Source organism: Corynebacterium diphtheriae (genome assembly GCF_001457455.1).
GTDB lineage: Bacteria > Actinomycetota > Actinomycetes > Mycobacteriales > Mycobacteriaceae > Corynebacterium > Corynebacterium diphtheriae.
On record NZ_LN831026.1, the window covers coordinates 1,690,497 to 1,712,588 of the forward strand.

A 22,092-nucleotide genomic window follows, 5' to 3' on the forward strand; every position below is an offset into this window, starting at 1 on the left:
TATCTCGCTACCCCAGTGCGCACCGAAGTGCTGAAAGCACTAGAGTATTCACAGCGCATCTGTGCGCTTAGATCTTGTTCACGTTTTATAAGGAGCCCCCGCGCAATGTTTAAGAGGCAGCACACCGACGCCGACGTTCTCGAACACCCTGTGTCTGCTTCTGCTCCAGCGACGTGGTCATTGATAGGTGAACATACCGATCATGCTGGTGGCGTTGTGCTGATGAGTGTTGCCCAGTTGCGCACCCATGTTGAGGCCACCACTCGTGCAGACGATATTGTGTCGGTGGATTATTACAGCGCTGATCCCGAGATGCCAGTCCAGCAATCCGCTATCTCGTTGAGTGATGTTTTCGAATGGCAAAACAGCCTCAGTGGTGATCACGAACCTTTGGAATCACCAGGTGACCCTAGCCCAGCGCTCACTGTGGCCGTGCTGATTTACTATATGGTGCATCGCCAACTGCTATCCCGTGATACTCATGGTTTTAATGTGACCGTGACTAGCACGATTCCCGAAGATGCGGGGTTGGGAGATCAAGAGGCTCTTATCATGGCTGCAGCATTGGCCTTTGCTCATGATTATGAGGATGTTCATACCGCTCCCATCAAAGCAAAGTTTGCAGATGTGTGTTTCCAAGCCTCTCAAGCGGCAACCGGTAGACCACATGTACGTGCTCGCTTCGATTCCGCGCTTCGTGGCTTGGCAAGCGACCTCAACATAGTTGATTACTCCGATGGTTCCGTCACTCATTTCCCACACCCGCTCAATACCCAATCAGACTATGCGGCATTTGTAGTCATCCCTCCTGTCGGTGCGGAACAAACCGCAGAGGTCGAACGTCGACAAGCATTTATCACTTCAGCCGAAAAAGCCTTCGGTACCGACTCCCTCCGCGCGCTTCCCGATGCCCGAGAACGCGTCATCGAATGGCTTCAGGCCGTCCACGAAGTCTGTGGAACCGACGACGTTCCCACGATCACTGAAGCTGCCAACTGGTTGGAGTTTATGGAAAACGAAACTCAAGCAGCCATCAACGCGGCTCAAGCAATCAAATCGCGCCGCCACGCGGCCTGCTTCGACATTGTGTCGGAATCACAGCGCAATCTTGAAAACCTCTATACCATCACCACGACCGATGCCATGCTCAGCCAACTTTGTCTTTCTCGCGGAGCAGTCAGCGCCCGCAGCACCGAAGCCGGAATTTGCTGCGCAATCGCAGCCATCGTTCCGCTACACCATGCCCAAAACTTTGCTGCGGACTTACGGGCAGACGGCCTCAACGTCATTGAGCTGCAATCCGGCCACGGCGCTGACATCGACGGCGAAAAAATCTAGCACCCTAGTCTGCAGGCCATGCACACCGCACGCTGCGGGTACCGGGATCTGCTTCGATCACCGTAACGTCGACTTGCTTTCCTCGTGGCACAGCGCCTACACATGCAGCGGTCACAGGTGGGTTTTCAATAAAAACCCGACAGGTATTATTTTTCTCACTGCTATCAATTACTACCGCCGGAAAATTGTGCCCCACCCATGGCTGCCACAACAGAATCAAGGTTTCTGGTTACCCATTCCGGAACGGGCGTGTTATTAGAAATCGAAAGGCAAATCTCGGTGACATAGCGGTCAATTAAACGGCTCTTCCGGTTTTAAAGTGCATTGATTAGCTCGCCGGGAGTTCGGTCGTGGCACAAGATATTGGGGTCCTTAGCTTTGTAGGAAAAAGGGTGTCTAAACCATCCACCCAAAACCAAGGACCTACCGTGCAGCCCAACGGAAATGCCATCGGCGATACCATCTGCCGCACCGCAGAACACGGTGATAGTTACCGTTATTGAAGCCGAGCCCATCAATGAATACCCCACATGCAGGCAGCCTAAAGTATTGCGCGACCACGTCATCCACAGCCTGGTCGACCTGCCCATCATCGACCACCCAACACGCATTTATGTGCGCCTTCCACGCTACCGGTGCACCAACAAGCGCTGCTTGCAGAAGATCTTCCGCTCTGGCCTTGCCTGCGCACCCGACAATTCAAAAACCACTGACAAGGTGACCCGCTGGATACTGCAACACCTTGACCTTAGCCGCTGTCCGCGACGTGATCTACAACGACGACCACTACATATTGTGGTGCCTGATCCACGCCGCCAACATCCGACACACAATCAATGCACTCTAAAACCGGAAGAGCCGCTAAACGGGGGTATTTCGAAGGATTTTTCTCGACACTTCACACCAAATCGCTTCCAAACCGGCCGTTTGGCTGGATTTGGTGTGAAGTGCCGTCTTTTTCGGGGGTGAGCGGGGGTGGCGCGCCCACCAACGCCCACCAACGCCAGCCAATCCCAGCCAAGCCATGGTTGTGAAAAACGTCCTACTCCGCGTAGTGCCACGCCCGACCCCCCGGCGAACTAATCAATGCCCTCTAAAACCGGAAGAGCCACTTAAACGCCGCAATGGAGCGGTGACATGTGTGTAGTAGCCGCCTACTCCAGCATGTTGATGTGCTGGGCGGTCTCCCAAAATCTCGTAATCTGCCCCACGAAGTAGCTTTTGGGTCTCTCACATGAGCGCTAAGGACCGAGGCTCGCTCATATCGACCTCATTGAGATCACAATTCTCTGGATAGCCCAAAGAAAATGCAGCCGAGCGGAAAGCATCAAGATTGATTGTCCAGACCACCGCTGGACGGTTACAGTCTGGTAGTAAACTTGCACGGTCTTCGGATAGTTCGGCAGGGTGCAGCCGAGCTGGCTGGTCGGGAAGATAAATTGTTTGACCTCTGCGCAAGGATTCGTCTGCCACCGCGCGAGGTGCATCAAATTCTACGAAAGCTGCAACGTCGGCAATCGCATAGTAGACGGTATATCCATCGTTGTGGTTCGTTATGACTACTGCTTGGTCCAGATCCATGGAACCGGCAGGATCGATGGTGACAAACTCGTAGTCGCGCATGTCTCTACGTTGACCCACGAATTGATCGTCCAGTTCGCGGGCTGCAGAAATCACATCACTGGGAAATTCAGTACTGATATGAAATTCTTCGGCAATAGCAGAGAAATCCAAGGGGTGCGCATAGAGTTTCATTGCACCATTTTTGCCACGGAATCCCTCCATCGGTGATTAGTTCAGCCACACCAGAAGTACAACAAGGATGCCTGGGGAAAATAATGCAGCCATGACACACCACGACATGGGCTTGGATAGGTTGAACGTGAAATGTGAGTGATCGTCGTTCGTGGGAATGAGTATTCGCTGATCTTCAGCATCGAAGTAGAAGCCATATTTCATCTTGTCTAGCTGATAGGTCGTTGGCGGCAGCTTCTTATCAATGTCGCGCTGTTTCCGAGAAAGAACAACGATGATGGCGATGCTGCCCACAACCGTCACTGCCATCACGAAAATGAAAGGCCAAGCCGCGTAGTACTGAAAGGACATCGATGCCAAAAGAGCAAAAAAGACAGCGGCAAATACGATAAGGAGGAAAATCTGCACCCACGGTAGCGTCGCTTCTCGAGAAGATCTATCGCGTAACGTTTGCCCCTCACCATAACGCTGAAACGCCCACATCCCCCATTGAATGCCAAGAAATATTGCCCCAAGAATTAAGTAGGCCGCTAGATACCCGCCCCATGTTTTAGGCTGAAATCCATCAGGTTGACCGTTGGCACCGAAATGAATAGGCATGGGATCAGGCACAGAGTCAAATCGGCCGATAGCAATACTGATAACAACGAAGGTCACCAGTGTTGATGCAATGTTTAAAACCAGACTCGTTCGGTGTGTCGTTGCTGCCATGTCCCCCAGAGTATAAAACGAATGAGCCAGCCTATAAGCCGGATTCTGTACTCACCCCCGACAAGCGGAGATCAGCGGCGATCATCCATCTGGACGAAACCATCACTGGCCGCCTCAAGCAGCTACCCACGAACTCAGGCGAGCAGCCTTCAAGCGTTCGTGCAGACATACCGTCTGAAACGACGGTACGCCCTAATGCCTTGCTCCCAGTGGGGTTTACCTAGCCGAGGTAGTCACCTACCTCGCTGGTGCGCTCTTACCGCACCGTTTCACCCTTACCTAGAAAAATTCTAGGCGGTTTACTTTCTGTTGCACTTGCCCGCGGGTCACCCCGGGTTGTTGTTAACAATCACCGTGCTCTGTGGAGTCCGGACTTTCCTCGTCCTTGCGCCACCATGTTCATCGCATGTGGTACGCAAAGTCGCGATCGCCCAGCCGGCTCATTCGCGCGGTTTACTCTACCCCCATTGGGCTCTTAGGCGCTACTTCTTCATGGTGAGCAATGCGCCGGCAATAGCAAACAGCCACGAATCCTTAGCAAGTGGCAGCCCGCTTTGCGACGAACAAATGCCGTCTTTTCCGTGTTGGATTCTTCGCCGAAGTACATGCTCAACAGGCCGGAGGAGAAGGCACCCAACATCAATCCGGCTACCCGTAGAGATAATGCGTATCGTTCACGCTTCGCACGCACGTTGGCCCATCGGAGTAAAACTCAGCGACCGAAATAGACGCCAAATCCAAATGCATACGATGAAACATCGACGCGGAGGCATCCAAAGCTTGACGCAAAATGGATTTAATCGGAGTCACGTGACTTACCACGACGATGGTTTTACCAGCATATTTGCGTTCTAATTCTTCACGAACTTTCTTCACCCTGCGGTGAACTTGCTGTAAAGATTCTCCACCTGGTGGTGCGGTTCGCGAGTCATCTAACCACGCGCTATGAAGTTCTGGATCAGCCTCGTGTGCCTGAGAAAACGACAGTCCATCCCACTGACCAAAATCTATCTCAATCAGGCCATCAATAGTGCACACTGGCATACCACCCAGTTGTTCAGAGACTTCTTGGGCGGTCTGCTGGCAACGCTGCAAAGGCGAGGCCACGATCGCATCGATTCCGCCACGACGGCCAATAAATGTCGCAGCCCGGCGCGCCTGTTCAAGGCCAACACTGGTGAGCTCGGGGTTACTCCTACCGCTATATTGGCGGGCCGCCGACATCGCTGTTTGACCGTGGCGAAGCAAAACGAAACGCGTCGCCTGGGTAGTCGCCCCATTCCACACCGCAGGAGATGTTGCAGTTTCGACTACCTTTTCTTCAGAATCAGTCTTCGCTGCAGGTTCTTCTAATTCAAGAAATCCAACTGGAGCACCTTCAGCTAGAGCATCCATCGCTTTGTTAGCAAGCGCATCCGCATGAGAGTTTTCGCTTCTCGGAATCCACTCGTAGCTTACGGAACCTATCGACGAGGCAAGTTTCTTACACTCCAGTGCCAGTTCTTTCATGTCTGGGTGCTTGATCTTCCACCGCCCCGACATTTGCTCAACAACCAGCTTGGAATCCATCCGAACTGATACTTCGGTGGCTCCGAGTTCCACTGCTCCACGTAGCCCGTTGAGCAGGCCATGGTATTCCGCTACGTTATTGGTGGCTTTACCCACCACATAGGAGTATTCCTTGAGAACTTGGGAGCGATCGGCGTTGTAGATAAGTGTGCCGGATCCAGCGATTCCGGGGTTTCCTCGGGAACCGCCGTCTGCCTCGATGATGACCTTCATTAATCTCCTTGACGTACCAAGTAGCTTCCGCAGTCTGGGCATTGTGGCAAGACGTTCATTGGCGCACGACGAATGATAGAAATATCTGCCGGCGGCAAGATGATAAAGCATCCGCCACAGCTGCGGTTATTAAACGAGGCTACGCCGACTTCGTTTTCATCGCGCTGCTCATCAAATTGAGCTACCACATCACTAGGTAATTCCAAGCGAAGGGTTTCAATGCGCTCATGTCGATCAGCGGCGGTAGTGTCCTCACCCAAGGCATCCACGGCTGCACGGGCTTTATCGATACGCGCTTCAGTATCGCTCACGCGTTGTTGGTTGAGGTCGCGGTTGTTGCGCAAAGCGTGGATCTCGTTGTGTGCTTCTTGTAATTCGCTCATGAGATCCGCAATACGCGACTTAGCGGCATAAATGTCGTGCTTGATATCGCGTCGTTTTTCTTCGTCAACCTCCGCCGCAAGCTGGCGCTTACCTTCTGCTTCACGACGCCTTAGTTTGCGCTCGTCTTCTTGAACACGACGGATCTCGAGCTCCATGTCATCAACGGCGACGTTGGCTGCTGTAAGCGCACGGCGATTACCCTCTTGCTCCGCCAGCAGTCGATCGAGTTCCTTGCGCTCGTCGCTTACCTTGGGAGCTACCCCCGAGTTCTCGGCCCGAGTGAGCGTTGCAAGCTCCAGCAATAGGGGTTGTAGGTGGCGATCCAGCTTCATCAGAATTCCTCATTTTCACGTATTCGTGCGGGCCTCATTGTTGAGTTTTCCTGTTGCATACTAGTCCCACCCACGTGGTTTAACGAAGTTGCGGATGTGCAGAGATATTCCAAGGATCCGTGCGCAAAGTAGCAACTTCGACATCGAGCTGCGCAAACTCTTGTGCCAACAGTTCTTGAACTTGATAAGTCCACGGGAACTCGCTCGCCCAGTGCGCGGTATCAATCAGCAACGGACCTTGAGCACGTCGCGACTCATCAGCAGGATGGTGCCGTAGATCGGACGTGACATAGACGTCAACACCTAGGGCTGCAACCGCGTCTAGGAAGGAATCACCGGAACCAGAGGAAACTGCAACGGTGTGCACCATCTGCTCAGGATCACCGGCTGCCCTAATCCCCCACGATGTCTCTGGGAGCGCATCAGCTACCTGCTGCACAAAGTCACCAAAACGCATTGGCTCCGGCAAAGTGCCAACGCGCCCAAGTCCTTCAGCCGTCTCAAGATCTTGAGTTGATTGCATGCTCACCACATCAAATGCCGGTTCCTCATAGGGGTGCGCTGCTCGGATAGCGTCGATAAGCGTGGTGCGAAGACGCGCCGGTGCCACGAACTCAACCCGTAGTTCTTCGGTGCGCTCAAGTTGTCCTGGATGTCCTACTACAGGCTGCGCGTTGTGATGCGGAAGGAATTGTCCAGTACCTTGCCATTCAAAACTGCACTGGGAATAATCCCCGATAGCACCCGCACCTGCTTCAAAAACAGCGTCTTTTACGCTCTGCGCAGCAGATTCCGGCACATAAATTCCCCATTTATCAAGGCCTTTAAGGATGGGCTTCACCGGCCTGCCTGGGGTAATTCCCACTAACTCAGCTAATTTGTCATTAACACCTGGTCGTGCCGAATCCGCATTGGTATGGGCTGCAAACAATGCCACCCCACCAGTAATTAGTGTGTGAATAACCTTGCCTTTAGGGGTATCGGCAGCAACCGAGCTCACTCCCCGCAGTAATAATGGGTGGTGCACGATCAGCATATCGGCACCGATATCAACTGCCTTATCAGCAACTTCTTGAGTGCAGTCAAGGGCAAGCATCACCTTGGATACTGGCGCAGCAGGATCACCACAGATAAGGCCTACTGCATCCCAAGATTCCGCGAGGTGTGGTGGATACGCACGATCCATTACTTTTCTTACATCTGAAACGGTGATCATCGTTACTTCTTTGCTCCAATAATGTTGTCGATGGCGGTTAGTAGCCGTTGTACTTGGTCACGAGGACGCACCGCAAGGCGCCAATAGGAAAACTCAAGTCCTGGGAAAGTATCGCATCGGCGAACAGCGATTCCTTGAGCTTTTAACGCCATTCGTAGTTCTTCCGGTTGCGTGCTAGGTGGTCGCACCAGGATATACGGGGCTTGAGAGCTGCTCACACACCTAAAGCCACTGTTGGTCAACATCTCAATCATCTCGGTACGCTGCGCTATCATCTCTGCTCGTCGCTCAGGCAACTGCATGATACCGGTGTCAAAAACTGCCTCAATGGCTCGAAGCTGCAGGGTACCCATGGGCCAGTGGCGTCGATACGCACTTAAGCGCGCAAGTGTTTCCGGACGGGCAATGGCGTAGCCTACTCGAAGTCCCGCAATTGACCACGTCTTTGTCAGACTGCGGAAGATAATCAGTTCACCTTCCACCGCATCAAGTTGATCGATCATCGAGTACTGTTCTCCGACGATGTCCAAGAATGCTTCGTCGATCACCACGGTACGCCCCGGCGCGCATAATTGAGCAAGTAGTTCTTTGCTATGTACGACTCCTGTGGGATTAGTGGGGTTACCAATTACCACGAGGTCTGCGTTGGCGGGGATATTTTCAAAAGAAAGCTCGAATGGCGGCGCCAAGATGCAGCGATGAACAGGGATCTGGGCGTCGGTTAAAACGATGTCTGGTTCGCTAAAACCTGGATGGATAATCACCGCGTTTTCAGGCTTTAGCTGCGGCAACATGGCGAAGCCTTCTGATACTCCCGATAGAACTAGTACGTGGTCTTCACTTACTCCGTGGTAGCGAGCGATCATAGCGGTCACTGCTGCTAGATCGCTGGAATGCGGATAGGCGGCTAGATCAGTGACGGCGGATTGTAGGCGTTGAATAAGCCATGTAGGTGGTTGGGCTTCGGCAACGTTGACGGCAAAGTCGAGGCGGGCCCCAAAGGCATCGTCGTCGCCGTGAATCCTAGAAAGTGACACTGCGTTGATTTTAGTGGGAGACTACTGGGTGTGGGAACTCTATTAATCGATGTTGACGGGACTGTGGTTGATTCCTATCCCGGCATCCGTGAGGCTTTTATTCACTCGATGACATCGGTGGGTATTCCGGTTCCGGAGGAATCGTGGCTGCGCCGTATTCCCGGCCCGCCGATGGTAGAAACTATGCGTGCGCTTGGGCAATCCGATTCAGTTACAGCAGCCGCATTGGCATGTTTTAGGCAGCAATACGATCAGATTTCTTGGCGTAACTCTCAGCTTTTCGACGGCTGGCATGACGCTCTTAGTGAATGGCGCTCTCAAGGTATTCGGTTGTTTACCGCAACGAGTAAAAACGAGCACTTGGCACGGCTTACCCTTGAATACTTAGGTGTTGCCGACTTGTTTGATTTCATTGGTGGCGCAGACCCCACGGTGGGACGTGAGACTAAGGCAGATGTGATTGCGTACGTTTTAGCTACGACTGAGACTTCTGAGCACTCCCCTATTTTGATGGTCGGCGATCGTAGTCATGACACCGAGGGTGCTGCAGCTTTTGGGATTCCGACGATGCTGGTCACATGGGGCTACGGTAACGAGCAAGAGTGGTCCCACGCGGATTATCATGCACGTAATATGGCGGAGGCGAAAGGAATCGTACGTGACTTCTTCAACTAATAACTCCAGTAATCCAGCTTTTGTGATCACTTTTGTATGCACCGGCAATATTTGCCGTTCTCCGATGGCCGAGGTGATCTGCACGAGCGTTTTAGAAGACGAGGGGTTAAGCCACGCTATTCGTGCTAACTCCTGCGGTACTGGTGGGTGGCATGTGGGCCAAGGGGCTGATTCTCGAGCAATCGCCGAACTGCGCGCCTCGGGTTACGATGGCACCCATCACCGCGCAAGCCAACTCGGTGAACAACATAGGAGTTCCGACCTGCTTATTGCGTTGGATTCTTCTCATCGCAATGCGCTTTTGCGAATAGGCTATCCAGCAGAAAAGGTGCGATTATTGCAGTCTTTTAATCCGGATTCTCATACTCCAGATGTTGCGGATCCTTACTATGGCACCGCCGCTGATTTTAAAACCACCCGCCGTGACATCGAGGCAGCTATGCCAGGTCTGATGGCCTGGCTTCGGGAGGCCATTCATGCCTAGGACGCACACAACTGTCACCGGCTGGAAGGTGTTTCTTACCCCTGGGTGGGTTCTCACCGCGGTACTTGCTATTGCTTTTTCTTACTTTGCTATCACGGTGTTGTCTCCGTGGCAGTTGGGCAAAGACCACGCCATCGTGGAGCGTAATGAGAAAATTGATGACGCTTTCAAGTCCGACCCTGCTTCTTATCAGTCGGTCTACGATGCACAGGGACGTATTAAAGACGGTCAAGAATGGATGCGGGTGTCGCTTAAAGGGCGTTTCGACGCAAACAATGAAGTGCTTCTGCGCATGCGTCCTGTAGAAGGCACCCCCGCGTACCAGTCTTTAGTGCCGTTTACTCTTGAAAGCGGTGAATCCCTGCTGATCAACCGTGGCTTTGTTCCAGGCGATGCCGCCAACGTTCCGGAGTTAGCAGCTGTTCCTACCGAAACGGTCACTATCGTGGCGCATGCGCGTGCCAACGAAGGAATGCCTGCCAGTGCTCCTATGTCAGCTCATGGTTACCAGCAGGTCTACGGCATTAACACCACACAAATTAGTGAGATCACGCATACAACTCTTGGCACTGATTTCGCGCAGCTTTCACAGGACCAACCTGGTGTGCTCAACGCCATGCCTATCCCACAGCTCGACCGCGGGAATCATCTTTCCTACGGCCTGCAGTGGATTGCGTTTGGAATTATGGCACCTCTTGGAGTTGCTTATTTTGTGTGGGCTGAGATTCGTGAGCGTCGTCGCAGCCGTGAGGAAGAAGAGCACATGGCCCAGCTTGCCGCTGCGGCTGAACCGGAAACTCCAGAAGATAGAGTGGCAACAAAAATGCGTAATCGTTACGGTAGCTCACGGCATAATCAGTAACGTCGCCACAGCATCAATCCGGCGATAGCAACTGTCGCTGCAGCTTGTACACCGCGCGATAACCGAACTGCCTGATGTATCGTCGCCACGCTTGGCGACGGGCCGACACCTAGTGTCGGTCGTTTTTCTATGCCATAGGAGTAGCGAGTCTCGCCACCTAATGTGACCCCTAGTGCAGCAGCTGCCGTCGCTTCTACTGGTCCTGCGTTCGGGCTCGGGTGATGGGGTGCGTCGACACGCCAAGCGCGTAGAGCGGCGCGCTCACGCCCTTGCATTGCTGCCGCACCCACATGCGCCACCGCAGTCAGCCGTGCTGGCACCCACGCCATGGCGTCATCAAGTTTGGCAGCAGCCCACCCGAATTCAGAATAACGGTCGTTTTTGTATCCAACCATGGCGTCAAGGGTGTTGACACAACGATGTGCCACTACCCCACCAGCACCTAACGCCGCCCACACGACGGGGGCGATCGTGGAGTCTGACGTATTTTCTGCCAATGATTCGACGGTGGCACGCACTATGCCTGATTCATCCAAATACTCTGGATCCCGTGAGCACAACCACGGCACCAGATCCCTCGCAGCTTCTATATCATCGCGTTCTAAGGCACGTGCCATTCGGATTCCGGTATTTTCCAGTGTGCTGCCGCCAATAGCTGCCACCAAGCTTGCAGCTAAAGCCGCATTGGGATATTTCTTGCCTATCATCACAGCGGCAGCGGTCGGTGGCGCCACAGTGACGGCAACGTAGATCGCACCACGGAGTTTCGATGGCGCATAGATTTTCTTTTCCACCCACGTAGCCCATCGGCCAAACACCGCAACAGGATGCAGCGATCCCCCTGGATCACCAACGATACGATCGAGTACTACTCCGGATACAAGACCTGCGAGCATAATCACTCTCCCAAATACGAAAAGCACCTCCCCACAATGTGTGAGGAGGTGCTCTTGTAACCATTGTGCGCCCTGACGGGATCGAACCGCCGACCTGCTGGGTGTAAACCAGCTGCTCTCCCAGCTGAGCTAAAGGCGCATACCGTTATCAAAACTATAACCACTTGTTTCCAGTGGCCGTCTTGGCAACGGAAGAAACTTTAACACACAAAGCGTTAGAAAAGAAAAACTACTGCTTATTGCCCCTTTGTACGAGGCAAGAGCCTTGCCAAGCACCGAGACGTTCGGCCTTTGTTTGCACCAAACCAGCCAACTGAGCAGATTCGGAAATTTCACCGGGGTCAAGGGCACCCTGCTTGCCGGCCCCTGGGGTGAGCAACCAAATACGACCATTGTCTGCCAGCGGCCGGATGGAATCGACAAGACCATCGACCAAATCGCCATCGTCGGACCGCCACCACAGCAGGACTACGTCGCAAGCCTCGTCGGTTTCTTCGTCGAGAAGCTCCTCACCGATGATATCTTCGATGGCTTCACTTATTGTGCTGTCGCAATCCTCGTCCCATCCAACTTCTTGGACGGTCATGCCGGCTGCGATTCCAAGACGCTGAGCGTGGTGAGCTCCAGTCGTCTCAGTTTTTTTCTCCTTGAATTCTTGAGCGTTCATCGTCTAAGGACTTTACAGCTATTCCAGCAGTTTTACCGCTTTTATTTTGTAATCTCCGCAATTTTGCACCGTGATGGGGAGAACAGTTCACCCAGAAAACAACACGACGGGGGCAATCACAGTATCCTGTAGTAAAACCTGTGGTGTTGTCACCATGTTTGGAGTACTCACCCATTCGTGGCCGACACCCACACGACACGTACAACTATGGAGGTGGCGAATGTCAGACCCTAATGAGGGTATGCGCCCTGAAGACAGCAACTTCGCGATGATCCGCGACGGTGTTGCTTCGTATCTCAACGACGCCGACCCAGAAGAGACTCGCGAATGGATGGAATCTCTCGATGGCATGCTCGAGGGTTCCAGTCCCGATCGTGCCCGATTCCTGATGCTGCGTCTCCTCGAGCGCGCTTCGGCCCGTCGCGTTCCACTACCACCGATGACGTCGACAGACTTTGTCAACACCATCCCCACCACGATGGAACCTGAATTCCCCGGTGACGAGGAAATTGAGAAACGCTACCGTCGTTGGATCCGTTGGAATGCTGCCATCATGGTTCACCGCGCCCAGCGCCCAGGCATTGGCGTTGGTGGACACATCTCCACCTACGCTGGTGCAGCGCCACTGTATGAAGTCGGCTTCAACCACTTCTTCCGCGGCAAGGACCACCCAGGCGGTGGCGACCATGTGTTCTTCCAAGGCCACGCTTCCCCAGGTATGTATGCACGTGCATTCATGGAAGGTCGTCTGACCGAAGACGACCTCGACGGCTTCCGCCAAGAAGTATCGCGTCCACAGGGTGGACTCCCCTCCTACCCCCACCCTCACGGTATGAAGGACTTCTGGGAGTTCCCGACCGTGTCAATGGGCCTTGGCCCAATGGACGCCATTTACCAAGCGCGCTTTAACCGCTACCTTCACAACCGCGGCATCAAGGACACCTCACAGCAGCACGTATGGGCGTTCCTTGGCGACGGCGAAATGGATGAGCCAGAATCTCGCGGCCTCATTCAGATGGCAGCGTTGAATAACTTGGACAACCTGACCTTCGTTGTTAACTGCAACTTGCAGCGTCTCGACGGCCCTGTTCGCGGTAACACCAAGATCATTCAAGAGCTGGAGTCCTTCTTCCGCGGCGCCGGCTGGTCTGTTATCAAGGTTGTTTGGGGACGCGAGTGGGATCAGCTTTTCGAAGCTGATAAGGATGGCGCTCTCGTCGACCTCATGAACACCACCTCTGATGGTGACTTCCAGACCTTTAAGGCTAACGACGGCGCCTACGTGCGCGAGCACTTCTTCAACCGCGATCCACGCACCGCCAAGCTCGTCGAAGACTGGTCGGATGAAGACATCTGGAAGCTGCGCCGCGGTGGTCACGACTACCGCAAGATCTACGCTGCATTCCAGCGCGCGCTTGAGACAAAGGATCGCCCAACCGTGATTCTTGCTCACACCATTAAGGGCTACGGCTTGGGCCACAACTTCGAGGGCCGCAATGCCACCCACCAGATGAAGAAGCTCACTCTGGACGATCTCAAGCAGTTCCGCGATAAGCAGGGCGTACCAATTACCGACGAAGAATTGGAAAAGGATCCATATCTGCCTCCGTACTACCACCCAGGCGAGGATGCCCCAGAGATCAAGTACCTTTTGGAGCGTCGTAAGTCTTTGGGCGGATTCGTACCGGAGCGTCGCGAATCCTACACCCCGCTGCATGTCCCCGAGCTCGACAAGCTCCGCAGCCTCCGTAAAGGCTCCGGCAAGCAGCAAGTCGCCACCACCATGGCCGTGGTTCGCGCCTTCAAGGAACTCATGCGCGACCCAGAGCTGGGCAAGCGCATCGTCCCGATCATCCCTGACGAGGCTCGTACCTTCGGCATGGACTCGTGGTTCCCAACCATGAAGATCTACAACCCACATGGTCAAAACTACGTGCCAGTAGACCATGACCTCATGCTTTCCTACCGTGAGGCCAAGGACGGCCAAATCCTCCACGAGGGCATCAACGAAGCCGGATCTACCGCTTCCTTCATTGCTGCAGCTACGTCCTACGCCACCCACGGCGAAGCCATGATCCCGCTGTACATCTTCTACTCGATGTTCGGTTTCCAGCGCACCGGCGATTCCTTCTGGGCCGCAGGCGACCAAATGGCCCGTGGCTTCATCTTGGGCGCAACCGCCGGTCGTACAACCTTGACAGGCGAAGGCCTCCAGCACATGGATGGTCACTCCCAGATCTTGGCCTCGACCAACCCAGCGGTTGTTTCCTACGACCCAGCATTCTCCTACGAGATTGCCCACCTTCTGCGCGAAGGTATCGACCGCATGTACGGCCCAGGCCGTGGTGAGGACGTGATGTACTACCTCACCATCTACAACGAGCCAATTTCACAGCCAGCTGAGCCAGAGGACTTGGACGTTGAGGGCCTACACAAGGGCGTTTACCTTTACGAAAAGGCAGACGGTGGCGAGCACGAGGTGTCTCTCTTGGCGTCCGGCATTGGCATGCAACAAGCACTGCGCGCCAAAGAGATTCTTCGCGACGAGTTCAACATCGGCGCTAACATCTTCTCGGTTACCTCTTGGGTAGAGTTGGCACGCGAAGGACACGCCAAGGAGCGTGAGGCACTGCGCAACCCAGGGATTGAGCAGGAAGAGGCGTTTGCCACCACCCAGCTCAAGAAGGGCTCCGGACCGTACATCGCCGTTTCCGACTTTGCTACCGATCTGCAAGAACAGATCCGCCGCTTTGTCCCAGGCGACTACACCACCTTGGGCGCCGACGGCTTCGGCTTCTCCGATACCCGCCCAGCCGCCCGCCGCTTCTTCAACATCGATGCCGAGTCCGTTGTTGTCGCAGCACTGAACGGCTTGGTAAAGCAAGGCAAGATTGATCGCAGCGTTGCAGCCGAAGCAGCTCAGCGTTTCAACCTCACCGACCCAACCAAAGCTTAAAGATTAAATCCAAAAATGTACCGTCACCACATAATTTCTTATGTGTGACGGTACATTTTTGGTGAAACCGCTCAAGAAACTAAATTATTTCTCACTCGGCAATCCAAGATTGGGCAGTGCTCCGAAATATTCAATGTAAGTATTGTTACCGAGGCAAAATTATTGGCCTCGGTGGAAAGAAAAGAGATATTAAAATGGCCGCGTTGAATTCTTCTATTTTTAAGAATAAAAAAGCTGTCGCTGGTGTTATAAGCGTTTTTACGGTGTTGTTCGTCGTAGCGCTGATTGTGTTCAAGCCATGGTTGTTGTTCGTCGATAAGCACGTCGATGATGAGATTCCGGCCGCCGTTGCTGCACACGCAACGATGACTCCCGCTCAGCCGAGTGAGTCGGAAGCTATGACACCGCCTAAAGCTCAGTCCAGACAAGGTCAGTTTATTTCTCATGAACACGAGACGTCTGGCACCGCAACCTTGATTGTGGATGCTGATGGCAAAAAGAAGCTGGTATTGACCGATTTGGCCACATCGAACGGCCCTGACGTTCACGTGTGGTTGAGCAAGGCGCCTGTCATCCCAGGCAAAGACGGTTGGTTTGTTGCCAAGGATCACGAGCACTTTGATGTTGCACCGATCAAGGGCAACATAGGCAACCAAGTTTACGATCTGCCTGACGACGTCAACTTCGATGAGTGGACCTCAGTCGTGCTGTGGTGCGATGACTTCAACGTCTCCTTCGGCGCCGCTGAATTGAGCTAACGCCCGCTTTCTTTCACCTTATGTTCGGCTACCACTGCCCGCCTAATTCCGGCAGTTCGGTGCCGAACATTTGTCGTTCTAGTTCCCCTGCCAATGCTTCGGAATAGACGTTCGTAATATGGGAGGAATCGCGGTACACCAACATGTTGCCGATCACGCCTGGACAACGCTGGTCATTACACAGTCCATTGGTCAGATCGAGATTAGTGATGTCGATTCCTTGGTATGCGTCGATTGCGGGATTTGTTTCGGCCAGTGCATCGCTTCGACTCATACCGCAGTCATTTTTGGTGCTACCTGGCTGGTAAAAACCGTCAGAGACGCAGAGACGAACATCCAACTGGCCTTTTTCGTCACGCGAGTATGGAGTATCACGTAGTCCCCAAATATGAATCCCGTGATCGCTGAGACGCTTTGTCACTGATTCAAATTGCGGTGGAACGACTTCTGCTTTGTCATCAGGAACAATTCCATTATTCATAAATCCAAGATGTGGCAAGGTGTTGATCATAAAGACGCCGTCAGTCGGCGGGTTATCGATCATGTGCTGCATAGCTTTTTCTTGCCACTCGGCGCATTCCGGATAAGGTTGGCCATCTTTTCGCGGCAGGTTTAACCCTGGGTAACAACCCATTTTGACCAACGGAATAACCTTGATGCCTTGTCGACGACCAATGATGTCCAACGCAGGGAGATGATGCTCTGCATGCGAGCTGCCATAAAGGTACATCGTTCGGGATGCTGTAGCATCGCCAAACGCACATTCTTCTGCTTTTGTATTTCGGCCGTGGTTTAGCACCAGCTCGGAGCCGTCGTAAAGCGAAGAGCACTGATCGCGATCAGTGGGTGGATACATGGACTCCGCTGTGTTAGCCGCATCGGGTACTGGCGGAACTTCAGGCGCATCTGCGTTGGTCAACAGCGCGTAAGGGCCTGGGAATACCACGTTTGGCTCACCGGTGAATTTCTGAGCCGATGCACTCGGACGTAATTCTTGAATTTGCTGAGCAAGAGTCAGCGTCAGCACGGTAACAATGACAGTTCCGCCCAACTGGGCCAGCATCGACCTACTGGGGAAAACAAACGCAGCGGTTCGCGGTGCTTTGGCTTTTCCACGCAAGGGAGATTCCACCCATCGCAAAGTGCACCATGCCAAAAGCATCGACAACACGATAACGCTCACGCCCACCACGATGCCTTTTTGGATACCCAAAGTACGAGTAATACCCATACCATGAGCATCACCGTTGCCTGGGCCCGAAGAAAAGTATCGCGTAGCAATAACCAACAATGGCCAGTGCCACAGATAAAGGCTGTAAGAAATACGCCCCAAGAACTGGAAGACTGGCATATCCAGCACAGTGGTAACGCTCCACCGCGTAGGATTTGTGCCTGCGACGATTACCAGCGCCGCACCAGCCAACGGGATAAGTGTTAGCGGTCCTGGGAATTCTTGGCTTCCGTTGAGGAACAAACCAGTAAAGAGAATTGCTGCGATACCGACTATCCCTGTGGGAAGTTGCCACCAGCGCGCACTCCCCTGAGCCACAGTGCGGACCTTCTTTAGCCCGAGGAGCATACCGAATAGTCCGCCAAGGCCGATTTCCCAGAAACGGCTCAATGGCGAATAGTAGTTAAGCCCTTGATTGATCTGATGCAAGTACCCAGCGTAAGCAAAGCTCGACAGCGTTGCCGCCGCCAAAATAATTGCCATAATCGCCTGCGCTGTGGAATTTTTCCCGTTGATCGCACTACGCCACAGCCACCCAAATGCAGCGATGACAATAAGGCTGGCCAAATAAATCTGGAGCTGGGCAGACATCGACCAGATGTGTTGGTAAATGCTCACGTCACGGCCAATGGCCGCATAGTCTTGGCCGTCGCTAGCTAAGTTGAGATTTTGAACGTAGAGCAGCGATGCGATGGCATCTTCTCCCACGTGCTGCCATCGTGCCTTGGAAAATAGCGCTAATGCAAGCAGCATCGTGGCAAGTATGACTGCTAACAGCGCGGGGAATAGGCGCCGCATAATTCGCACCACGGCAGAAACAAAGGAGGTTCCTTGCGCAGAAAGCGCGTTTTTAAGCTGGGAGCTAAAAAAGAAGTAGCCTCCGATAAATAGGAATACGTCTACACCGGACGAAACTCGCCCGACAAAACAGTGGAAAATCACAACGAGTGCAATGGCAAGACCTCGCAGGCCGTCAATGTCTGTGCGGTAAATTTTCCGTGGGGCTGTGGCGGTTATAGGGGTGGGCTCGTTAGGCAGGGTCACGATTTCGTTTTCAACTTTGATCAGGTGTCGGTGGCGAACTTGGCGGACGGTAGATAAAATCCCTCGTTGCGCGCTCGAGAAGCAGCACCTTGAGCGAGATGTACCTTGCCAGTCTAAATCAGCTGGTTCGAGGTGGCGCACACCGACTCTCTAGCTGGGGCTGCACGAGGAGCTATATACGCATGGACGTACATACGTGGAAGAAACACTTTGCCACCATCTTTGCATGGATCATAGCGGTACCTTTTGTGGTTCGTGCTGTATATGTGCTGCCTTCTCAAGGAATCGGAAGTGACTTCACACCCATTTGGAATGCGGTCAAAAAGTTTACTGCTGGTGCGCGGGTTTACGACGAAGACTACTCCACTGTCGATCCCCACTATCTTTACTCACCCGGCGCGACTGCACTTTTGAGCCCCATTGGATTATTTAGCGATAAAACCTTTGCTACGTGGGTCATGATGTTCCTCGGAGCTGTCTGTATCTTGTTTGCTCTAGCGATAGCCACGCGAATGCTCACGGGTACATGGTCTTCCCTGTGGCTACCAATTTTTGTCATTGCGTTTTTCTATCCTCATGAGCCGATAGTGAGCACCCTAGGGCTGACCAACATTAATGGTTTTTTGCTGTTCATGTTGGTGGTTTATGTGTGGGGCACGCTTCGCGTGGAAACTGAACCCGTAGGACTCGTGCGGACATTTTTCCGCGAACTGCAACAGTATCCGGTCTGGATCGCAGGTGTTGCGCTGGGCGTATGTATCACCATCAAACCACAATTCCTCGCCATGGCGTTGATTAGCTTGCTCACATTGCATTTTTCAGTGCTGTTCGTGGGCGCAGGTGTAGTGATTGTGTTGTTTGCCATGGGGTGGGTTTTTATGAATCAGCCCAGTGACTATTTCTCGGAATTGTTGCCCTACATCAGCACTCCGCGTAGTTACGATAATGGTTCGTTGCAGGGTGTTGCTATGCGATATGGCTGGAGTTCGGGTGTTACAACCACCGCAATTGTTCTGTTGTGGCTGGTTACGCTTATCGCGGTTGTTGCACTTATTAAATGGAAGCGTTCCGACGCCGTCTTTTGGGCGTTTAGTTCCATCGGTGTGTTGTTCTGTGCAATGTTGATGTCGAGTGGCCTTGTTCAGGGTTATTACTGCATTTGGTTGTTACCACTTGCTATGACGATTGTGCGGAAGGGTTCCCCCATGCGTCACCCGGTGATGTGGTTGGCGTTTTGGGCGTTGTTCTATAACGCTTCTTGGTTCTACGAGCACACACCATGGGCACGTGGTTTCCTCGACATGCGCTCTGTGTTGGCGTGGCTCGTTATTCCAGTCGTCTATGTGGTATGGGCGCTTATGCGTCGTCCTTCTGCACATTCTGAGCTGCTTGTTGCACCATCTGGTCGATAGCTTTATTGACGATCGCTGGTTGTTCCAGAATGATCATGTGTCCGGCGTTGGGTGCAATTTGTAATCCTGCATCGGACCACAGGGATACGATGCGTTCTGACTGACTCTGTGGAGTCACAGCGTCTTGTTCTCCCACGATTACGACCCCAGGAATGCCGCTTAGCGCCCGCGCATTGTCAATCTCATCGTGTTCTTGCAAATCGTCCAAGAATCCTACGTAGGTTGACAATGGGGTGTCGTTAATCAGCTTTGCGTGAAAGTCAACGATCTCTCGTGGCATCGGTGTTTGGAATACCGTCATAGCAAGGGTGGGTGCTACGAGAGCGGCGATTTGTTCGCGTAATCGAGCAGTTTCTGTGGGTGATGCTTCTACGGCATCGCGGACTTTTTCTACCACTGGTAAAGCAAGAACTTGGGGTACTCCTTGGCTAGCAAAAGACTCAATTGCGGTAGCGACCAAGATGACAGAGGCAGTCTGTTGCCTAATTTCTGGGTAGCGTCCCAATAGGTTGATCGCCACCATTCCGCCGAGTGAGTGTCCAATTATGACGATCGGCCCTTTAATGTGTGCTGCAGCGATTACGGAGGAGACGTCATCAGCTGCGCCGTCGATAGTGCATTCTTCTACTGAGAATTCTCCGGTGGCGCCGTGACCTCTTAGGTCCATCAGCAAGCAGCGTGCATTCGGAGCGCAATGCGCGACTTGGAGGTGCCATGCAGAAGCAGCGAGAGTGAAACCGTGGATAAAAACGATGGTGACCTCTGCGTCATCGGGTCCATCAAGGTAGTAATGAATACCATTGGCTACGCGGGATTCACTGAAAAAATGAACGGGACCGACGGGCATCTTTTTAGCGCGTGCTAAGACTTGCCGACGCCGTCCCTTGGAAGTCAATCGAGGCAGTCGCATGCATTAAATGCTACGCCTGCGTAAAGTCATACTTGTTGTTACCCCCTGTGCAGGAGACGTATCCCCTTGGCATCTTTGCAAGATCAACTACTGAAGTTGCAATCCGATCAGCCCTCTTCAAATTCTCAAGAGGAAGCGACCGCTTTTTCGCGGGTATGTGCGGTGCTCAAACGCGTAGGTCTTGATCCCGAAAAGATGACTCCCGATACCGTTTTAGAAGATGCTGGGGTCGATTCTTTGGATCGTATTGAGATCACAGTTCGCCTTGAGCAAGAAAGCGGCATCGAGCTTCACGACGCCGACGTGTTTCCGGCTCGTACGGTGCATGACTTGATGCAATTGATTGATCAATAAACCAATAGTTCCTCGAAGAAAGGAAGCGAACTCCGCATGACAGTTTCTTACCTTAGCGACATGGATGGTGTCCTCATCAAAGAGGGCGACATGATTCCTGGTGCCGATGTCTTTTTAAAACGCCTCAAAGATAACGACATCAACTTCATGGTGTTAACCAATAACTCGATCCACACCCCACGAGATCTATCTGCTCGCTTGCGCGCTACCGGACTCGACATCCCCGAAGACCGCATTTGGACATCGGCCAAGGCGACAGCAACATTTTTAGCGCAACAAACGAAGCACGGAACTGCCTATGCCGTAGGAGAATCTGGGTTAACCACAGAGTTACATGAATCCGGTTGGATTTTGACCGACTCTTCCCCTGACTTCGTTGTATTAGGCGAAACCCGTACGTATTCTTTCGAAGCAATCACTACAGCCATCAATCTCATTCGTGAGGGTGCTCGTTTCATCTGCACTAACCCAGACGTCACAGGCCCTGCCCCCAAAGGAATTTTGCCTGCGACGGGTGCTGTAGCTCAGTTGATTACCGCAGCGACCGGTAAGAACCCTTACTTTGTGGGTAAACCAAACCCCGTGATGATGCGTACCGCATTGAACAATATCAAGGCTCACTCAGAATCAACGGTGATGATTGGTGACCGCATGGACACGGATGTGCGCTGCGGACTTGAAGCCGGTATGCGCACTATCTTGGTACGCTCCGGCATCTCCGACGACGCTGAAGTAGACAAGTATCCGTTCCGTCCAACGCGCATCGTCAACTCGATCGCCGACCTAGCGGATTGCATCCTCGATCCCTTCGGCGACGGCCATTACGCCGACTCCGAACCGCGTTAAACAAACTCTACGCATGCGCTAAAACCTTGGGTAGCTGCCAACGCAGCTACTTCTTGGCTCAGCACGCGAAGCTCATCCAACGTCCCGTTGAGCACCTGACAGCAGTCCACTGTGTTGGGCTGCCACGAGTTGGTGCGCCACGGGGTAAACCAGATCGCTTCTAGCGGATCTGTCCCTGGCATCGCGCTGGGCGGCGGGCTGGCAATAGTTTTTGCCATCACGTTTTCCAGCGCTTGACGCCATTGTCGTGGCATTGCTTCTACGCGAAGCACTGCATATGTTTCTTCGTGCATGGGTAAACCGTTTCCACTGTCAACCAGCGCACCGCACAGTGTGCACTGTAAGACGGGTTTCGTCTTCCCCAACGGACCCAGTCGTGAAAAGGTATGCCCTTTTTACCGCGCTCTGGGAGCCGTTTCCAACCCTAAAGTGTCACTTCATC

Annotated in this window: 21 protein-coding genes, 1 tRNA gene and 1 other RNA gene; 9 read left to right on the forward strand and 14 right to left on the reverse strand. The window is 53.2% G+C overall.

The window, feature by feature from the left end; all coding sequences use genetic code 11:
- Positions 1-105: 105 nt before the first annotated feature.
- Entirely contained in the window at positions 106-1,338 is a 1,233-nt protein-coding gene (locus tag AT687_RS08110) for a galactokinase family protein (RefSeq protein WP_014308534.1), read from the forward strand.
- A 4-nt stretch (positions 1,339-1,342) separates the two neighbouring features.
- Here AT687_RS08110 and AT687_RS11985 read toward each other — a convergent pair whose 3' ends face one another.
- From AT687_RS11985 to cobC, 8 genes are all read right to left on the reverse strand, one after another.
- Positions 1,343-1,534, reverse strand: coding sequence for a ribonuclease R (locus AT687_RS11985; protein ID WP_227889237.1), 192 nt, complete (start codon positions 1,532-1,534; stop codon positions 1,343-1,345).
- Positions 1,535-2,568: 1,034 nt separating this feature from the next.
- Positions 2,569-3,093: an RNB domain-containing ribonuclease gene (locus tag AT687_RS08115; protein WP_016829528.1), complete on the reverse strand. Its 525-nt coding sequence runs from the start codon at positions 3,091-3,093 to the stop codon at positions 2,569-2,571.
- A 36-nt stretch (positions 3,094-3,129) separates the two neighbouring features.
- Positions 3,130-3,804 (reverse strand): DUF1648 domain-containing protein, encoded by a 675-nt coding sequence (locus AT687_RS08120; RefSeq protein WP_014319209.1) that lies wholly within the window; start codon positions 3,802-3,804, stop codon positions 3,130-3,132.
- Between the two features lie 18 nt (positions 3,805-3,822).
- Positions 3,823-4,247, reverse strand: an RNA gene (gene rnpB, locus AT687_RS08125) — RNase P RNA component class A.
- Positions 4,248-4,452: 205 nt separating this feature from the next.
- On the reverse strand, positions 4,453-5,586 hold the full coding sequence (locus AT687_RS08130) for a bifunctional RNase H/acid phosphatase (protein WP_014319210.1): 1,134 nt from the start codon (positions 5,584-5,586) through the stop codon (positions 4,453-4,455).
- Positions 5,586-6,302 carry a zinc ribbon domain-containing protein gene (locus AT687_RS08135; RefSeq protein ID WP_010935246.1) on the reverse strand — a complete coding sequence of 239 codons (717 nt, stop codon included), beginning with the start codon at positions 6,300-6,302 and terminating at the stop codon, positions 5,586-5,588. The genes AT687_RS08130 and AT687_RS08135 overlap by 1 nt, the downstream gene beginning before the upstream one ends.
- Positions 6,303-6,381: 79 nt before the next feature.
- On the reverse strand, positions 6,382-7,518 hold the full coding sequence (locus AT687_RS08140; protein ID WP_010935247.1) for a Nif3-like dinuclear metal center hexameric protein: 1,137 nt from the start codon (positions 7,516-7,518) through the stop codon (positions 6,382-6,384).
- Between the two features lie 2 nt (positions 7,519-7,520).
- Positions 7,521-8,555, reverse strand: a complete 1,035-nt coding sequence (gene cobC / locus AT687_RS08145; RefSeq protein ID WP_010935248.1) for an Rv2231c family histidinol phosphate aminotransferase CobC — start codon at positions 8,553-8,555, stop codon at positions 7,521-7,523.
- 30 nt (positions 8,556-8,585) lie between these two features.
- Between cobC and AT687_RS08150 the strand changes: the two genes are divergently transcribed.
- Genes AT687_RS08150 through AT687_RS08160 form a run of 3 tightly spaced genes read left to right on the forward strand, consistent with a single transcriptional unit; the run spans position 8,586 to position 10,576 of the window.
- Positions 8,586-9,230, forward strand: a complete 645-nt coding sequence (locus tag AT687_RS08150) for an HAD-IA family hydrolase (protein WP_003852277.1) — start codon at positions 8,586-8,588, stop codon at positions 9,228-9,230.
- A complete protein-coding gene (locus AT687_RS08155; protein WP_014319211.1) occupies positions 9,214-9,714 on the forward strand; it encodes a low molecular weight protein-tyrosine-phosphatase in 501 nt (166 codons plus the stop codon). The genes AT687_RS08150 and AT687_RS08155 overlap by 17 nt, the downstream gene beginning before the upstream one ends.
- Positions 9,707-10,576: an SURF1 family cytochrome oxidase biogenesis protein gene (locus AT687_RS08160; RefSeq protein WP_003852279.1), complete on the forward strand. Its 870-nt coding sequence runs from the start codon at positions 9,707-9,709 to the stop codon at positions 10,574-10,576. Before AT687_RS08155 ends, AT687_RS08160 begins: the two co-directional genes overlap by 8 nt.
- Here AT687_RS08160 and cbiB read toward each other — a convergent pair.
- The 3 genes from cbiB to AT687_RS08175 all read right to left on the reverse strand — a co-directional run bounded on the left by cbiB (position 10,570) and on the right by AT687_RS08175 (position 12,139).
- Positions 10,570-11,472 carry an adenosylcobinamide-phosphate synthase CbiB gene (cbiB, locus tag AT687_RS08165; protein WP_014302163.1) on the reverse strand — a complete coding sequence of 301 codons (903 nt, stop codon included), beginning with the start codon at positions 11,470-11,472 and terminating at the stop codon, positions 10,570-10,572. The genes AT687_RS08160 and cbiB overlap by 7 nt on opposite strands.
- Before the next feature lie 66 nt (positions 11,473-11,538).
- A tRNA-Val gene (locus AT687_RS08170) sits at positions 11,539-11,611 on the reverse strand.
- Between the two features lie 90 nt (positions 11,612-11,701).
- Entirely contained in the window at positions 11,702-12,139 is a 438-nt protein-coding gene (locus AT687_RS08175; protein ID WP_003852287.1) for a DUF3052 domain-containing protein, read from the reverse strand.
- Between the two features lie 220 nt (positions 12,140-12,359).
- On the opposite strand from AT687_RS08175, the gene aceE reads away from it, so the two are divergent.
- Positions 12,360-15,095 (forward strand): pyruvate dehydrogenase (acetyl-transferring), homodimeric type, encoded by a 2,736-nt coding sequence (aceE, locus tag AT687_RS08180; RefSeq protein WP_010935253.1) that lies wholly within the window; start codon positions 12,360-12,362, stop codon positions 15,093-15,095.
- Between the two features lie 116 nt (positions 15,096-15,211).
- Positions 15,212-15,853 carry a DM13 domain-containing protein gene (locus tag AT687_RS08185; protein WP_014308543.1) on the forward strand — a complete coding sequence of 214 codons (642 nt, stop codon included), beginning with the start codon at positions 15,212-15,214 and terminating at the stop codon, positions 15,851-15,853.
- Between the two features lie 28 nt (positions 15,854-15,881).
- Here AT687_RS08185 and AT687_RS08190 read toward each other — a convergent pair whose 3' ends face one another.
- On the reverse strand, positions 15,882-18,128 hold the full coding sequence (locus AT687_RS08190; RefSeq protein ID WP_021335126.1) for an acyltransferase family protein: 2,247 nt from the start codon (positions 18,126-18,128) through the stop codon (positions 15,882-15,884).
- A gap of 182 nt (positions 18,129-18,310) precedes the next feature.
- On the opposite strand from AT687_RS08190, the gene AT687_RS08195 reads away from it, so the two are divergent.
- Positions 18,311-19,540: a glycosyltransferase family 87 protein gene (locus AT687_RS08195; protein WP_014319213.1), complete on the forward strand. Its 1,230-nt coding sequence runs from the start codon at positions 18,311-18,313 to the stop codon at positions 19,538-19,540.
- Here AT687_RS08195 and AT687_RS08200 read toward each other — a convergent pair.
- Complete coding sequence (locus AT687_RS08200) at positions 19,485-20,450, reverse strand: alpha/beta fold hydrolase (protein ID WP_014318030.1); 966 nt, start codon at positions 20,448-20,450, stop codon at positions 19,485-19,487. The genes AT687_RS08195 and AT687_RS08200 overlap by 56 nt on opposite strands.
- A 66-nt stretch (positions 20,451-20,516) precedes the next feature.
- Between AT687_RS08200 and AT687_RS08205 the strand changes: the two genes are divergently transcribed.
- Positions 20,517-20,804 carry an acyl carrier protein gene (locus AT687_RS08205; protein WP_016829587.1) on the forward strand — a complete coding sequence of 96 codons (288 nt, stop codon included), beginning with the start codon at positions 20,517-20,519 and terminating at the stop codon, positions 20,802-20,804.
- A 36-nt stretch (positions 20,805-20,840) separates the two neighbouring features.
- Entirely contained in the window at positions 20,841-21,650 is an 810-nt protein-coding gene (locus tag AT687_RS08210; RefSeq protein ID WP_003852298.1) for an HAD-IIA family hydrolase, read from the forward strand.
- Here the strand turns inward: AT687_RS08210 and AT687_RS08215 are convergent.
- Complete coding sequence (locus tag AT687_RS08215) at positions 21,647-22,015, reverse strand: hypothetical protein (RefSeq protein WP_014319214.1); 369 nt, start codon at positions 22,013-22,015, stop codon at positions 21,647-21,649. The two genes, AT687_RS08210 and AT687_RS08215, sit on opposite strands and share 4 nt — an antisense overlap.
- Positions 22,016-22,092: the final 77 nt, after the last annotated feature.